The organism is uncultured Oscillibacter sp. (assembly GCF_910584465.1).
Classification (GTDB): Bacteria; Bacillota; Clostridia; order Oscillospirales; family Oscillospiraceae; genus Oscillibacter.
The window spans coordinates 1-14,567 of sequence record NZ_CAJUBK010000018.1 but is presented as its reverse complement, the minus strand read 5'-3'; the positions used below and the strand labels follow the sequence as shown (position 1 = coordinate 14,567).

At 65.6% G+C, this 14,567-nt stretch carries 17 protein-coding genes; 10 read left to right on the top strand and 7 right to left on the bottom strand.

Annotation, left to right across the window (positions count from 1 at the left end; genetic code table 11):
• The first annotated feature begins 80 nt into the window (after positions 1 to 80).
• On the top strand, positions 81 to 1,067 hold the full coding sequence (locus QZ332_RS06295) for a PhoH family protein (RefSeq protein WP_295763731.1): 987 nt from the start codon (positions 81 to 83) through the stop codon (positions 1,065 to 1,067).
• Entirely contained in the window at positions 1,064 to 1,552 is a 489-nt protein-coding gene (ybeY, locus tag QZ332_RS06290) for an rRNA maturation RNase YbeY (protein ID WP_295763728.1), read from the top strand. The genes QZ332_RS06295 and ybeY overlap by 4 nt, the downstream gene beginning before the upstream one ends.
• Before the next feature lie 3 nt (positions 1,553 to 1,555).
• Here the strand turns inward: ybeY and QZ332_RS06285 are convergent, their stop codons facing one another.
• Positions 1,556 to 1,774, bottom strand: a complete 219-nt coding sequence (locus tag QZ332_RS06285; RefSeq protein WP_295763726.1) for a hypothetical protein — start codon at positions 1,772 to 1,774, stop codon at positions 1,556 to 1,558.
• 85 nt (positions 1,775 to 1,859) lie between these two features.
• On the opposite strand from QZ332_RS06285, the gene QZ332_RS06280 reads away from it, so the two are divergent.
• From QZ332_RS06280 to QZ332_RS06250, 7 genes are all read left to right on the top strand, one after another.
• Positions 1,860 to 2,072 carry a helix-turn-helix transcriptional regulator gene (locus QZ332_RS06280; RefSeq protein ID WP_295763723.1) on the top strand — a complete coding sequence of 71 codons (213 nt, stop codon included), beginning with the start codon at positions 1,860 to 1,862 and terminating at the stop codon, positions 2,070 to 2,072.
• 410 nt (positions 2,073 to 2,482) lie between these two features.
• Entirely contained in the window at positions 2,483 to 2,812 is a 330-nt protein-coding gene (locus QZ332_RS06275) for a hypothetical protein (RefSeq protein ID WP_295763721.1), read from the top strand.
• Positions 2,813 to 2,848: 36 nt separating this feature from the next.
• Entirely contained in the window at positions 2,849 to 5,056 is a 2,208-nt protein-coding gene (locus QZ332_RS06270) for an ATP-dependent RecD-like DNA helicase (protein WP_295763718.1), read from the top strand.
• 597 nt (positions 5,057 to 5,653) lie between these two features.
• Positions 5,654 to 5,890 carry a helix-turn-helix domain-containing protein gene (locus QZ332_RS06265; protein ID WP_295763716.1) on the top strand — a complete coding sequence of 79 codons (237 nt, stop codon included), beginning with the start codon at positions 5,654 to 5,656 and terminating at the stop codon, positions 5,888 to 5,890.
• The gene (locus tag QZ332_RS06260; RefSeq protein WP_295763713.1) at positions 5,887 to 6,564 is read left to right on the top strand and encodes a ComF family protein; all 678 of its coding nucleotides are present in this window, start codon (positions 5,887 to 5,889) and stop codon (positions 6,562 to 6,564) included. Before QZ332_RS06265 ends, QZ332_RS06260 begins: the two co-directional genes overlap by 4 nt.
• Before the next feature lie 104 nt (positions 6,565 to 6,668).
• Entirely contained in the window at positions 6,669 to 7,694 is a 1,026-nt protein-coding gene (locus QZ332_RS06255; RefSeq protein WP_295763793.1) for a rod shape-determining protein, read from the top strand.
• 56 nt (positions 7,695 to 7,750) lie between these two features.
• The gene (locus tag QZ332_RS06250) at positions 7,751 to 8,050 is read left to right on the top strand and encodes a DUF4298 domain-containing protein (RefSeq protein ID WP_295763710.1); all 300 of its coding nucleotides are present in this window, start codon (positions 7,751 to 7,753) and stop codon (positions 8,048 to 8,050) included.
• A gap of 3 nt (positions 8,051 to 8,053) precedes the next feature.
• On the opposite strand, the gene QZ332_RS06245 is transcribed toward QZ332_RS06250, so the two are convergent.
• Genes QZ332_RS06245 through QZ332_RS06235 form a run of 3 tightly spaced genes read right to left on the bottom strand, consistent with a single transcriptional unit; the run spans position 8,054 to position 10,391 of the window.
• Positions 8,054 to 9,064, bottom strand: a complete 1,011-nt coding sequence (locus QZ332_RS06245) for a putative ABC transporter permease (protein ID WP_295763708.1) — start codon at positions 9,062 to 9,064, stop codon at positions 8,054 to 8,056.
• Positions 9,065 to 9,081: 17 nt separating this feature from the next.
• Positions 9,082 to 10,194 carry a radical SAM family heme chaperone HemW gene (hemW, locus tag QZ332_RS06240; protein ID WP_295763707.1) on the bottom strand — a complete coding sequence of 371 codons (1,113 nt, stop codon included), beginning with the start codon at positions 10,192 to 10,194 and terminating at the stop codon, positions 9,082 to 9,084.
• On the bottom strand, positions 10,191 to 10,391 hold the full coding sequence (locus tag QZ332_RS06235; RefSeq protein ID WP_295763705.1) for a VOC family protein: 201 nt from the start codon (positions 10,389 to 10,391) through the stop codon (positions 10,191 to 10,193). Before QZ332_RS06235 ends, hemW begins: the two co-directional genes overlap by 4 nt.
• Positions 10,392 to 10,672: 281 nt before the next feature.
• Between QZ332_RS06235 and spoVAC the strand changes: the two genes are divergently transcribed.
• Entirely contained in the window at positions 10,673 to 11,113 is a 441-nt protein-coding gene (gene spoVAC / locus QZ332_RS06230) for a stage V sporulation protein AC (protein ID WP_295763703.1), read from the top strand.
• A gap of 145 nt (positions 11,114 to 11,258) precedes the next feature.
• Here spoVAC and QZ332_RS06225 read toward each other — a convergent pair whose 3' ends face one another.
• The 3 genes from QZ332_RS06225 to QZ332_RS06215 all read right to left on the bottom strand — a co-directional run bounded on the left by QZ332_RS06225 (position 11,259) and on the right by QZ332_RS06215 (position 14,208).
• On the bottom strand, positions 11,259 to 11,957 hold the full coding sequence (locus QZ332_RS06225; protein WP_295763701.1) for a flagellar brake protein: 699 nt from the start codon (positions 11,955 to 11,957) through the stop codon (positions 11,259 to 11,261).
• 310 nt (positions 11,958 to 12,267) lie between these two features.
• Positions 12,268 to 12,870, bottom strand: a complete 603-nt coding sequence (locus QZ332_RS06220) for a DUF4358 domain-containing protein (RefSeq protein WP_295763699.1) — start codon at positions 12,868 to 12,870, stop codon at positions 12,268 to 12,270.
• Positions 12,871 to 13,008: 138 nt separating this feature from the next.
• Positions 13,009 to 14,208: an acetyl-CoA carboxylase biotin carboxylase subunit family protein gene (locus QZ332_RS06215; RefSeq protein WP_295763697.1), complete on the bottom strand. Its 1,200-nt coding sequence runs from the start codon at positions 14,206 to 14,208 to the stop codon at positions 13,009 to 13,011.
• Between the last annotated feature and the right edge of the window lie 359 nt (positions 14,209 to 14,567).

Sequence of the window (14,567 nt, the reverse complement as noted above, 5' to 3'; positions counted from 1 at the left end):
TGGGACCGGCAGGCGCCGGGGAGCGGGCGAGAGTTCTTGGAGTCCTCCCCTTCCGGGGGAGGACGGAGGAGTGGAAAGATTTGGAACAAAAGATCAGCATCGAGCGGCTGGAACAGGCCATCAACATCTTTGGATCGTTCGACGAGAACATCCGCCTGCTGGAACAGGAGTTCTCCGTCACCGTCGTCAACCGGGACAGCGAGCTCCGGGTGGAGGGCGAGGCGGAGGACGTCATGATGGCCTGCAAGGCCGTCCAGGCCCTGCTGACCCTCTCCAGCCGGGGGGAGGCCATCGGGGAGCAGAACGTCCGCTATGTCATCAGCATGGTCCGGGCGGGGAAGGAGGAGAAGATCGCCGAGCTTGCCGGCGACGTGCTCTGCATCTCCGCCAAGGGACGGCCCATCAAGCCCAAGACCATCGGCCAGAAGGACTACATCGCCTCCGTGCTGAAGAACACCGTCACCATCGGCGTGGGCCCGGCGGGCACCGGCAAGACCTATCTCGCCGTGGCCGCCGCCGTCCAGGCGTTCCGGGATAAGCAGGTGAACCGCATCATCCTCACCCGCCCCGCCGTGGAGGCCGGGGAGCGCCTGGGCTTCCTGCCCGGCGACCTCCAGTCCAAGGTGGACCCCTACCTCCGGCCGCTGTATGACGCGCTCTTCGACATGCTGGGGGCGGAGACCTACCAGAAGTACCTGGAGCGGGGGAGCATCGAGGTGGCCCCCCTGGCCTATATGCGGGGGAGGACCCTGGACGACAGCTTCATCATCCTGGACGAGGCCCAGAACACCAGCCGGGAGCAGATGAAGATGTTCCTGACCCGGCTGGGCTTCGGGTCCAAGATCGTCATCACCGGCGACGCGACCCAGATCGACCTGCCGGACGGGAAGACCTCCGGCCTCAGGGAGGCCATGCGGGTCCTGAAGAACGTGGAGGGCATCGGCATCTGCGAGCTGACCAATGCCGACGTGGTCCGCCACGTCATGGTCCAGCGCATCGTGCAGGCCTATGAGGACTACGAGAAGCGGGACGGGCGGAAGGACCAGGGGAAGGGGCGGCGGAGATGAAGCGGCATTATATCCCTGTCACCGCCGGCGTCCCCGGGGTGAGCGAGAGCCGGCGGGCCTTCCTCCGCAAGGTCATCCGCACGGCCCTGGCGGCGCAGGGGGTGGACTTCCCCTGTGAAGTGGACGTACTTGTCACCAGCGACGCGGAGATCCGCGCACTGAACCGGGAAGCCCGGCAGGTGGACAAGCCCACCGACGTGCTGAGCTTCCCGGCCTTCGACCTCCGGCCGGGGGAGCTGCCCGGGCCGGAGGACGCCGATCCGGGCACAGGGCTGGTGCCCCTGGGGGACATGATGATCTCGATGGAGCATGTGGCGGCCCAGGCGAAGGAGTACGGCCATTCGGCCCGCCGGGAGCTGGCGTACCTGACGGTCCACTCGGTCCTGCACCTGCTGGGATACGACCACCTGGACGAGGGGCCGATGAAGGCGCAGATGCGGGAGCGGGAGGAGGTCATCCTGGCGGAGCTGGGGATCGGGCGCTGAGCGTCAGGGGCGGAGAGGATCGGACAAGCCCTTCCCGGTGCGGAGGCCCAGGAGGAACGCGTGGACGGCGGTGAACTCCTGGGCCTTGGAGAAGCTGTCCGCGGTGGCGGAGGAGATCTCATCCTCCAGGAAGTAGAAGTCCGGTTTGTAGTCCCCCTGGGGGACCGTGTCCAGATAAGGCTTGATGTAGTTGGCATAGAGCCATTTCATGAAGTCGGACATAATTTCCTCCACTCATATAGACATTAACTTTGAGGTCCTATAATTAGGATAACACATAAAGCGTAATGTGTCAAGGGGGTCAACCATGGAAATTTTGATAAAAGAGAGATTGAAAGAGCTGCGGAAAGAGGAATGTGAAACACAGGTCCAAGTTGCCGAAGCGATCGGCATCACGGAGCAGCATTATCAAAAGCTGGAGTATGGGGCCAATTTGCCCAATTTGGAAAACGCGTGGAAGCTGGCGGACCACTTCGGGGTGAGCATCGACTATCTGGTAGGACGGTCCGAGGAGCGATGAGGCGGGAGGAGACGAGCCGCCGTGCCCGGCGGCTCCTGGGGCCTCGCGCCGTTTGACAAAAAGTGCCGCTTCTGGTAGGATGAGCTCCAGAAGGACGCTGTTACATAACAGGCGGTCGGCCACTCCCTGAGGAGGGGGGTGATGCGGATGTGGAGGAAACGGTCGTACTTGGTGCTCCGGTTCCTGGCGTGCCTGGCCTTTTGGACCTGGACGCTGACCACAAAAGCGTGCTGACTGCCCGGTGGCACGAGCAGTCAGCATAGGTTTCCTGTATTGACTTGTAAGGGCTGACCGCTGTGTGGCAGCGCCCTTCCATATCCATTATATCGAAACGGGCCGCTTTGTCAAGGGGGACGGGCCGGTATAACCGAATCCCCTCCTCCGGCATAAGCTGGACCGAGGTGATATCAATGCTGTTACTGCAAGACGGCGTCCTGGCCTTCCTGTCGGCCGTGGGCCTGACGACCATCGTCTGGGTCGTGGCCGGGACCCTGCTCCACCTGGGGGGCCGCCCGGCGATCCCGGGGCTGCTGCTGGTCCTCCCGCTGAGGGGCGAGGCCCTGGCCATGGAGGCCGACGTCCGGGAGCTCCGCCGGGTCCAGGGAGGGCTCCCAGGGGCGAAGATCGTCCTGGCGGACTGCGGCCTGACCCCGGAGGCCCGGACCCTGGCCCTCTACCTGGCCCAGCGGGAGAAGGACGCCTCCCTGGTCAGCGCCGGGGAGCTGGCCGCGGAGATTTGACTCCGCCAGGGAGACGAAAAAGAGAGGATATCCAAAATGGAAGGACAGATCTGCCGGGAGGGCACGGTACATAGCGTCATCTTTCAAAACGCCGAGAACGGTTACACGGTCCTCCGCCTCCTCACCGAGGAGGGGGAGGTCGTCACCGTGGTGGGGTGCATCCCCTGCGCGGCCCCCGGGGAACACCTGACCGTCAACGGCTCCTGGGAGCAGCATCCCCAGCATGGGGAGCAGCTCCGGGCGGAGGAGATCGAGCGGAGCCTGCCGGAGGACGAGGAGGAGATCGTCTCCTACCTGGCCTCCGGCGTCCTGAAGGGCGTGGGCCCCGCCACGGCGCGGAACATCGTGGACCGCTTCGGCCTGGAGACCTTCGACATCCTGGAGACCGCTCCGGAGCGGCTGACCACCCTCAAGGGCGTCACCGCCCGGAGGGCCCAGGAGATCGCCGGGAGCTTCCGCCATCACATGGGCCTGCGGCGGCTGATGGCCTTCCTGGCCCGGTACGAGCTGCCGCCGGTGCTGGCCATGCGGCTGCGCCAGCAGTACGGCGACGCGGCGCTGGAGAAGCTGCGGGAGGATCCCTACCTCCTCTCCGCCGACGCGTGCGGCGTGGCCTTCTCCGTGGCGGACGAGATCGCCATGGGCATGGGCATCCAGCCGGACAGCAGCCGGCGGCTCCAGGCGGCGGTGACCTTCGAGCTCAGCCACAACGAGAACAACGGCCACGTCTTCCTCCCCAGGGAGAAGCTCGTCGCCGCCACGGCCCAGCTCCTGGAGTGCGGCGCGGACCAGCCGGAGCTGGCCCTGGACGAGCTGATCGAGCGGGGGCTGGTGGTCCAGGAGCGGGTGGCGAACGTGGACGCGTGCTACCTCCGGCGGCTGTGGGAGGCGGAGACCTCCGTCCGGGAGCGGCTGGAGCTGCTGCTGTCCGCCCAGCCGGACCGCATCCGTTCCGCCGCCCGGACGGTGGACGAGCTGGAGCGGGCCCAGGGCATCACCTACGCCCCCCAGCAGAAGAAGGCCGTGGAGCTGGCGGCGCGGGAGGACGTGCTGATCCTCACCGGGGGCCCCGGCACCGGCAAGACGACGACGGTCCGGGGCATCGTGGCGCTGTTCCGGAAGATGGGGCTGGATGTCGTCCTGGCGGCTCCCACGGGCCGGGCGGCGAAGCGCATGAGCGAGCTCACCGGCATGGAGGCCCAGACGGTCCACCGCCTCCTGGGGATGAGCTGGAACGAGAGCACCCGGCAGGTGAGCTTCACCAAGACGGAGAAGGAGCCCCTGGAGGCCCATGCCGTCATCGTGGACGAGATGTCCATGGTGGATCTGCCGCTGTTCTCGGCGCTGCTCCGGGCCCTGCGGCCGGGCACCCGGCTGGTGCTGGTGGGGGACGCGGACCAGCTGCCCTCGGTGGGGGCGGGGAACGTGTTCTCGGACCTGATCCGGAGCGGGAGGATCGAGACGGTCTTCCTCCGGGAGGTCTTCCGCCAGGCGGAGCAGTCCGCCATCATCCGCAACGCCCACGCCGTGAACCTGGGGAAGGCGCCGGACCTGACGAACAACCAGGGGGACTTCTTCTTCCTCTGCCGCCGGGATCCGGAGCGGGCGGTGACGACCCTGGTGGAGCTGTGCAGGACCCGCCTGCCGGAGAAGATGGGGGTCCCGGCGGCGGAGATCCAGGTGCTGACCCCCACCCGGAAGGGCCCCATGGGGACCGTCGAGCTGAACCGGCGGCTCCAAGAGGCGCTGAACCCGAAGGCGCCGGGGAAGCGGGAGATCTCGTGGGGCGAGCGGCTGTTCCGGGAGGGCGACCGGGTGATGCAGACCCGGAACGATTACGACGTGGTCTGGGAAAAGGAAGACGGGACCATGGGCGCGGGGATGTTCAACGGGGACGTGGGGAAGATCGTGAAGATCGACGACTCCGGGGACTGGCTGGAGCTGGACTTCGACGGGCGGCGGGCGGTCTACGGCGCGGAGCAGCTCAACGAGGTGGACCTGGCCTTCGCCATGACGGTGCACAAGGCCCAGGGCAGCGAGTACCGCTGCGTGGTGCTGGCGGCGATGCCGGCAGCGCAGTCGCTGATGGTGCGGGGGGTGCTGTACACGGCGCTGACCCGGGCCAGGGAGCTGCTGGTCGTGGTAGGGGACGACGCGGCGGTCCGGGCCATGGCGGCGAACGACCGGCGGCAGCGGCGGTATTCCGGCCTGCGGTGGCGGCTGGCGAAGGGGACCGGCGGATGAAAGGCAAAGGCCGCTGTTTTACGGCGGCCCTTGCCTCAGCCTGTCGAAAAAGTAGAGGGAACTACATCGACGGGAAGGAAGAGAGTTACGAGAGGAACCCAGGAAGGGTTCCTTTCGTTTTGGATAAATAAGTTTTCAGGACTTTTTTAAAAGTTCTGAAAACTTGCTCAGGCTGTCGAAAAGACCTTTTCGACAGCCTGAGACAAGGGCCGCTGTTTTACGGCGGCCCTTGCCTTTTGTCGAAAATTATGGTATCGTATCACTCGAGAAGGCACTGTGCAAAAGGCGGGCGGTTGGCTGTACCCTCCGAAAGGAGGTGAGGCTGCATGCGGATCACGTTACACATCGGGCCCTTTACGGTCACGATCATCGTGAAAAGCAGAAACCGTCACTCTGCCAAGTGACGGTTTCAAAGTTGCTTTTGTTACCAGGACTTGAATGAGCTAACCGCCAGTCACGGTGCCCTCTCATGCTTATTATAGATGGACAGACCGATCCTGTCAAGTGTTTATGTGGACCCAAATGAGTCCCATTGAAAAATCGTTCCTACATAGAATAAAGCAGATGAACCCAAATGGGTCCTTTTGCGAGGTTGCTATGACGGAACAAAAAATCAAACAGGATATCTGCATCGGCGCGAACATCCGGGAGATCCGCCAGCGGCGTTGTCTGAAGCAGACGGAATTGGTGAGCCTCATGCAGCTGCAGGGCGTTTCCATGACAAGGGAGGCCCTGGTGAAGATCGAGCGGGGAGCACAGCACATCCAGGCGTCCCAGCTGAGGGCGATCCGGGATGCCCTGGAGACGACCTACGACGAACTGCTGGGATCATGAAGCTCATCGATGTCATGCTGGACCTCCTCTTCCCGCCCAAATGCCCCTTCTGCGGCAGGGTCCAGGATGCCCCCGGCATCTGCCCGGATTGCAGGGAGGATCTGCCCTGGACCGATGAGGCCCGCTCCCTCCGGGAACTGCGGGGCGGGCTCCTCTGCGCTGCTCCGCTGTGGTACGAGGGCTCCGTCCGGAAGGGCATCCGGCGCTTCAAGTTCCATGGCGGCCTCTCTGCCGCCGCGCCCCTGGGCGGGCTCATCGCCCAGGCCGCCGCGGAGCGCTTCTCCGGCGGGTTCGACACCGTGACCTGGGTCCCCGTCAGCGCAAAGCGCCTGCGCCGGAGGGGATACGACCAGGCCCGGCTCCTGGCGGAGGAGGCGTGCAGGCTCTGGGACGTGGAGCCGGAGCGCCTCCTGCGCAAGGTCCGGGACAACCCTGCCCAGTCCGGCCTGGACGGCGCCGGGGCCCGCTGGCAGAACACCCGGGGCGTTTACGAGGCTGTCGGGGACCTCTCCGGGAAGCGCATCCTCCTGATCGACGACGTCTGCACCACCGGCTCCACCCTCGTCTCCGCCGCCGGGGCCCTCCGGGAGGCGGGAGCGGAGGCGGTCGTCTGCGCCGCCGCGGCTTTCGCCGGGCCGGATGCGGAAAACGGGGGAGAAAAAGCGAAAGAATAGGCTTGCATTCTGGCGGTCCTGCCAGTATAATGTAGCTTGTAATTTTATAGGATCGCAGGCGGTCTGCCGCCTGTCAGCAGTTGGACTTAAGATAAATGGAGGAATTGCCCATGTCAAAGGATATCGGTATCGATCTTGGTACCGCTTCAGTTCTGGTATTTATAAGAGGCAAAGGCATCGTGCTGAACGAGCCCTCTGTCGTCGCCATGGATAAAAGCACCGGGAAGCTGCTGAAGGTGGGCATGGAGGCCCAGGAGATGCTGGGCCGGACCCCCGGCAACATCATCGCCATCCGCCCCCTGCGGGAGGGCGTCATCTCCGACTACGACATGACGGAGCGGATGCTCCGGGAGTTCATCCACAAGGTGGCCGGGGTCTCCGTCTTCAAGCCCCGGGTCATCATCTGCGTGCCCTCCGGCATCACGGAGGTCGAGGAGCGCGCCGTCATCGACGCGGGCATCTCCGCCGGCGCGCGGAAGGTCTACCTCATCGAGGAGCCTGTGGCCGCCGCCATCGGCGCGGGCATCGACATCGCCAAGCCCGACGGCCACATGGTGGTGGACATCGGCGGCGGCACGGCGGACATCGCCGTCATCTCCCTGGGCGGCGTGGTGGAGTCCGCCTCCATCAAGATCGCCGGGGACCAGCTCAACGAGGCCGTGGTGAAGTATATGCGCCGCAAGCACAACCTGCTGGTGGGCGAGCGCACCGCCGAGGAGATGAAGAAGCAGATCGGCTGCGTCTTCCCCAAGGAGGAGGAGGAGACCCTGGACGTGAAGGGCCGGTGCCTGCTGACGGGACTGCCCAAGGTGGTGGCGGTCAGCTCCACGGAGATGATGGACGCCTTCGAGGAGCCGGTGGAGCGCATCATGGAGGCCATCCACTCCGTGCTGGAGCGGACGCCGCCGGAGCTGGTGGCGGACATCTCCACCAACGGCATCGTGATGACCGGCGGCGGCAGCCTGGTGTCCGGCTTCGACAAGCTGGTCACGGCCCGGACGGGCATCCACACCATGATCGCCGAGGACGCGATCTCCTGCGTGGCCCTGGGCACCGGCAAGAGCCTGGAGACCCTGAACAGTATGCAGGACGGCACGATGAACCTGAGCCGGCGCAAGCAGATGAGCTGAAGATAAGACCGCCGGACGGCTGTTCGGCGGTCTTCCTCATGTCAAGGGAGGATACGATGGAACTAAGTGGACGGATCGAACGGATCGCCCGCATGGAGCGGTGCTTGAACGAAGCCTCCGCCGCGGCGGAGGCTTTGGCCCAGGCCCTGGACCGCTGCGCCGCCGCGCAGGCGGGGCTGGAGGAGCTGACGGCCTATTACGAGGACGGCCGGTGGAGGGAGGACTACGAGGAGGACGCCGCCGGGCGGCTCCCGCAGGACCTCAGGCGGGGCGTCCTCTCAGAGGACGCGGTCTACGACCTGCTGGCGGAGGTCAGGTGGCTGAAGGAGCGCCTGCGGAGACTGGGGGAGAGCTGAAGATCAGCTCTTCCCCAGTTTTTTCAGCGCCTCCAGGACTTCGCCGGATCTCGCGGCGGTGGCGGAGGGGTGGGCGCGCAGGATGCGCAGGGCCCGGTGATAGGGCGCGGCGGGACGGCTCCGGATCGCGGCCTCCCGTTCCCGGACCCGCCGGACGAGCTCCTCCAGCTCCGCCCTGCGCGCTTCCAGTTCCTCGCCGGTCAGCTCGGGGAGATCGTCCAGGTGGTCCCGGCAGGTCTCCAGCGCGCCGGAGATCGCGGACAGGATCTCCAGCTTGGCGTCCAGGCGGCGGCGGAGGGACGCCTCCACCCGTTCCGCCCGGGCCTGCCGGCGCTCCGCCAGCCCCTCCTCCAGACGCTCCTGGAGCTCCAGCCGCTCCAGCTCCGTCCGCTCCCGGAAGCGGCGCAGGTCGTCCTTGGCGAAGGCAGCATAGACCTCCGCCCGCTTCGCCAGGCGGCGCAGGTCCTCGTTCTCCTCCGCCAATCTGGCCAGCATGTCCCGCAGATCCAAAGCGGCCTGGACGGACCGGACCGCGTCCACAGTGAAGGCGGCGGTGAGGACGTGGGCCAGCGGGTCCACGCACAGGGCGGGGATCCGGGCCAGCAGCCGGGCCACGGGAGGGTGGAGGAAGCGCACCATCAGGATGGAGAAGAAGCCCCAGGCGATGGAGCTGGAAAGACAGATGTGGCCGTTGAGGTTGAACCGCTGGCTGGAATAGTCCCAATAGCGGACCTTGAAGATCCGCTCCATGACCGCGCCGGTGACGTACTCCAGCGCCGTGGCGGCGGCCATGCCGAAGAGCCAGACCAGCCGCAGATCCTCCGCCACGGGGATGGTGGCCAGCAGGATGATGATGGCCCCGGAGCCGTAGATGGGCAGCACGGGACCGTGGAGGAAGCCCCGGTCGACCCAGTGCCCCTGGCGGAGGGAGACATAGCAGGATTCCCAGATCCAGCCGCACAGGCAGTAGAAGAAGAACAACAGGACCCATTGTCCGGTGGTGTAGACGTACATAAGCTCCTCCCGATCGTTCAGAGGTCCAAGAGCTCCCCGATGATCTGGTTGGACACCAGGAAGCCTTGGGGGGTCAAGCGCCAGCGGCCCGCCTCTTGGACGGCGTAGCCCGCCGCCTCGCAGCGGCGCAGGAAGGGCAGGTACCGGGCGAAGGGACGGCGGGAGCGCTCCGCGTGCTCCGCCGGATCCAGGCCCCGGACGAGGCGGAGGGACAGCATCAGCCATTCCGCCTCCCGTTCGCGGGGGGACACGCGCTGGACCTCGGAGAGGATCTGGTCCCCCCGGAGGAACGCCCCCAGGTCCCGCGCCCAGGCGTACCGCACGCCCCGGAAGTCGGAGTGGGCCCCGGGGCCGAACCCGGCGTATTCCCCCAGGGTCCAGTATTTCAGGTTGTGCCGGGACTCCCGGCCCGGCCGGGCGAAGTTGGAGATCTCATACTGCCGGTAGCCCCGGGCCTCCAGGAAGGCGACCGTCTCAAGGTACATGTCCGCCTGGGTGCCGTCGTCCGGGAGGGCGTCCCGGCGGGCATAGAGGGGGGTGCCCTCCTCGGCCTTGAGACCGTAGCAGGAGAGGTGCTCCGGGGCCAGCTCCACGGCGGCGGCCAGGTTCGCCCGCCAGCGGGAGAGGCTTTGTCCCGGCAGGCCGTAGATGAGGTCGAGGGAAAGATCGTCGAAGCCCGCTTCCCGGACCGCCTCCACGGACGAGCGGACCTGGGCCATGGTGTGGACGCGGCCCAGGGACTCCAGTTCGCCGTCGTCGGCGGACTGCATCCCAAGGGAGACCCGGCTGAACCCCGCCCGCCGGAGGGAGGCCAGCGCCTCCGCGTCCGCGGCGGAGTCGGGGTTGGCCTCGAAGGAGATCTCGGCCCCCGGGTCCACGCCGCAGGCGGCATGGACCGCCTCCAGCAGGGCGGTCAGGCGGCGGGGGCCCAGATAGCTGGGGGTTCCGCCGCCGAAGTAGACGGTATCGGCTTCATAGCCGGAGAAGTCCGTCCCCAGCAGCTGGGCGCGGAGGGCGGAGACGTAAGCGTCCATGTCCCCCTCCCGGCGGGGGAGGGAGTAGAAGTCGCAGTAGACGCACTTCTGCCTGCAGAAGGGGACATGGATGTAGATGCCCAGGGGCCGGCTCATCGGGCGTTCTCCCGGACGCAGTCCACAGGGACGTCCATGCGCTCCGCCGTCTGCTCCGGGGTCTGCAGGCACAGGCCGCCGGTCAGGGTCTCGTTCGCGCCGAAGTCCGCGATGACCCGGAGCCCCAGGACCTCCTCATAGAACGCAAGGCTGCGCTCCATGTCCGTCACGGCCGGTAAAGTGTTTTTCAATTCCATGATCTCGTCCTCCGTTCCTTGGCCTCACGGCTCCTCATGTCATAGCCGGCACAGCGGGGGAGGATCCTTTGGATCCGCTCCCTTGCGGCGCGGCGCGCCCTGGCGGAGCTTTGGTCCGCCGGGCGGGAAGGAGCAGACGCTCCCTTCCGGCTTCGCTGACGATACCACGAACGCCGCCCGGACGCGGTCCTCGGGGCGGGACGCGGCCGCTCCCGCGGGGAATATTCCCGGCGGCGGGGGGAAAGCTATGGGAAACCAAGAAGGAAAAGAGGCGCTTTCCCATGGACATGTCTCCCAAGGAGTATCAGGCGTACGTCAAGCAGAAGTCTAAGAAATCCCCCATCGTCAAGGACGTGGCCCTGGCCTTCGTCATCGGCGGGGCCATCTGCGTGCTGGGCCAGGCCATCACCAACGGCTGGTCCTCCGCCGGGCTGAACAAGGAAGAGGCGGGCACCGCCGCCTCCTGCACGCTGGTGTTCCTCTCCGCCCTGCTGACGGGGCTGAACCTTTACAACAAGATCGCCCGCTTCGGCGGGGCGGGGACGCTGGTGCCGATCACCGGCTTTGCCAACGCCGTGGTGTCCCCGGCCATCGACTTCAAGAGCGAGGGCTTCGTCACCGGCATGGCGGCGAAGATGTTCACCGTGGCGGGGCCGGTCATCGTCTTCGGCACGGTGGCCAGCGTGCTGTACGGCGTGATCTTGCAGCTGTTCCGGCTCTGAGGTCCCCCGGATAGGGAAGTCCTCGGATCGAAAGCGAGAGGGGACCCTCCCGGCCCCCTCTCGCGGCGCGCCTGCGCCCCGCCGCGGGCATCCCCGCTCCTCCTGCGGGCGGGTGCGCCCACGCCGGGGCTTGGGCACACCGTCCCTACTGGGATCCTCCCCGCATCTTCCGCTGGATGTCGAAGATGTTCTGGGTGATCTTCCCCTCGTCGGCCTCCGTCAGCTCCAGGAACTGGCAGCCGTACTCATAAGGGCCGTCCTCCTTCTCGATGACCCGGAGCACCTGGCAGAACATGACGGAGTTGTCCCGGTCCTCGGAGAGCTGCACGTTCAGCAGGAGCTTGTCGCCCTCCCAGTATTGCTGCTCGGCGGCGATGCGGGCCCCGCCCACGCTGATGTTCAGCAGCTTGCAGGGCGCCTCCCCGGCGTTCCGGCCGCTGAACTTGGTGATATGGGCGTCGAGGTCCGTGTCCAGGCGGAAGAAGGCCCGGTCGTTCCCCACCCGGTTCACCACCAGCTCCTCCACCTTCCAGATGTGCTTGGGCATGGGGGTGATGACGCCCTCCATGTAGACCGCCTTTTTGGTGTGGTCATGATAGCCCCGGATGCGGACCCGGACGGGCTCCGTATCCTCCGGGAGAGCGGAGTCGAAGTACTGGTGCAGCTCCGCCGTGGTCCCCCGGGGGTACATCAGCTTGGCGACGAACAGCAGCTGTCCGTCGAAAGCCGTGACCTCCACCCGCATGTGGGCGTAGTCGGCGGGGTCGGTAGAGAGCTGGGGCTGGACGGCCGGCGGCGGGGGCGCTCCTTCCCGGCGGCTCCTGAACAGATCGAGTATTCCCACGTGGCATCCCTTTCCTTATTTTTCAGATGATAGGGCCATTATAATGGATAGCCCGAAGGAAGGCAAGTGGGATTTGCAACTATAGAAAAAGCGGAGGGACCTTCGTCCCTCCGCCCCAGCCTGTCGAAAAAGTAGGAGAAACTACATCGACGGGAAGGAAGAGAGCTACGAGAGGGACCCAGGAAGGGTCCCTTTCGTTTCCGATAAATAAGTTTTCAGAACTTTCAAAAAAGTTCTGAAAACTTGCTCAGGCTGTCGAAAAGACTTTTCGACAGCCTGAAGCGGAGGGACCTTCGTCCCTCCGCTTCGCTCAGGCGAACAGCGCGTTGAAGCGCTCCACGGCGTCGTCGGCGGCGTCGCCCGCGGCCATCATGACGCAGGTGCCCTGGGTGACGATGCGGGAGTTTTTCCGCCAGCCCTCGATGGTCTCGGGATACCAGGCCCCGCCGGGATTTTCCTCGTCGCCGACCTGGTAGTCGATGCGGGCCTGGAAGATCTCCTCGACGGTCTTGGCGTCCTCGGCGTCCTCGACCTCCACCAGGGCGATCTCGCCCACGGCGGCGGAGATGGCAGCGGTGTTCACCAGGCACTGCTTCAGGCTGAGGTCCGACAGTCCGGGGTAGAAGCTGTCCAGCACTTCTCCCTCCAGGGGCATCAGGCTGGGCCACTCGGTCTCTGCCAGCAGGGCATCATAGAATCCGGCGAGGTCCACGTCCTCCTGGGGGGCGGGGCCCTCGGGGGCTTCGGGGGCGTCCGCTCCCGGGGAGCCGTCCCCGGGGGCGCTGGTCCCGGGGGCGTCCGTCCCCGGGGCGCCGTCTGCGGGCGCGCCGCCTTGGGCGGTATATCCGCCGCAGGCGGACAGGGAGAGGGCAAGGGCCAGCGCCAGCATCAGCGCAAAAAGTTTCGTTTTCATAGTCGTCCTCCTGATCGAAGTCTTTGTTTGGCTGCTTCCGATAGTTTGACGCAGGGCCCGGGGGAAAGGTTCCCGTTTCGGGAAAAGATCTGCACGAAAAAAGAGGCGGCAGACCGCCGCCCCTTTGGATATCCTGCATCAAGCCTCGTCCTCCAGCTGGAAGGCCGCCCGGACGAAGGCGTCCACCTCCTCCACCGTGTCGAAGCAGGCGATGGCGACCTGGTTGCCCATGGTGCCCGCCAGGGCGTCGGGCATCCGGGTGAAGAGCCGGGCATGACCGCCGCAGCGGGCCTCCAGCTGGGGCAGGGTGAGGACGTAACGGTTCTCGTCCCGCCGCCCGGCGTAGACACAGTAGCTGTGGGGGCCGTCATAGGTGTGGCGCAGCTCGTCGAAGGCCACCATGTCCGCCCAGATCTGGTACACGTCGGCGCTCTGGCCGAAGTTCAGCATGTCCGGCGTGTAGCCGCCGGCGGGACGCATGTTGACCTCCAGGGCCACGATGTCCCCCACGCGGCCCAGGCCCGGCTTGTCCGCCGTCAGGCGGAAGAACTCCAGGTGGAAGAAGCGGCTGAACGCGCCGAAGGCTTTCAGCGTGGCCCGGCCCGCGGCCTCCACGTCGGCGGGGACCTCCTTGTCCACATAATAATAGGTAGGCACGCCCTCGTTCACCATGTCCATGATGGAGTTCCGGGTGATGTGGCTGGCGGCGAACAGGACGTCCCCCCTCGAATCGCAGATGCCGTCGTAGGTGGTGACGGAGCCGGAGACGTATTCCTCCATCAGATAGGGCACCGGCGGCGGGTCCCGGAAGAACTCCCGCATGTCCTCGTCGCTCTTGAGCCGCCAGGTGGCGATGGCCCCTACGCCGTTGTCGGGCTTGACGATGATGGGATAGCCCACCTCGTGGGCGAAGGCCAGCCCGGCCTCCAGGTCCGTGACGGGAGCGTACCGGGCGCAGGGGAGCCCGGCCTTTTTATAGAACTCCTTCATGGCCGTCTTGCTCTTGAACCGCTCGATCTGGTCGGCCTTCAGGCCGGTGGTGATGTTGAAATCCGTGCGGAGCTGGGCGTCCAGCTCCAGCCAGTATTCGTTGTTGCTCTCCACCCAGTCGATCTTGCCGTACTGCCCGGTGAAGTAGCCCAGGGCCCGGAGCACCTGATCGTAGTCCTCCAGGCTGTCCACCCGGTAATACTCGCGGAGGACCTTTTTCAGGTCGGGGTGGAGCTCGTCATAGGACGCGTCGCCCACGCCCAGGATGTTGACGCCGTTCTCCCGCAGGCGGATGCAGAACCAGCGGTAAGCCTCGGGGAAGTTGGGTGAGATGAAAACGAAGTTCATGAGGGGGAGTCCTCCTTTGTTTAGCGCTTCATAGCATTGAATTATAGACCTCTCCAAGGAGGATTGCAAGAGGGAAAGTGGGGGAGGACGGCCCCGGATGCCCAGAGGGGGGGAATTTACAGAAACTTCATGAAACCTCCTTGAGACTTTCCGGCTTCTGTGATATACTGCGATATAATTTCGCCGCTCATCACCTTTGGCTCGAGATACGCGGTCCCCCTTGAAAGGAGCGATCCCATATATGGACCAAAACAACAACAATAAGAAGCCGGACAGCGGCAGGAACAACAACTGGCGGGGCTTTATCCACCTGATCTGCTGGGCGGTGCTGCTGGCGGCCCTGGTGAGCTACGCCACCA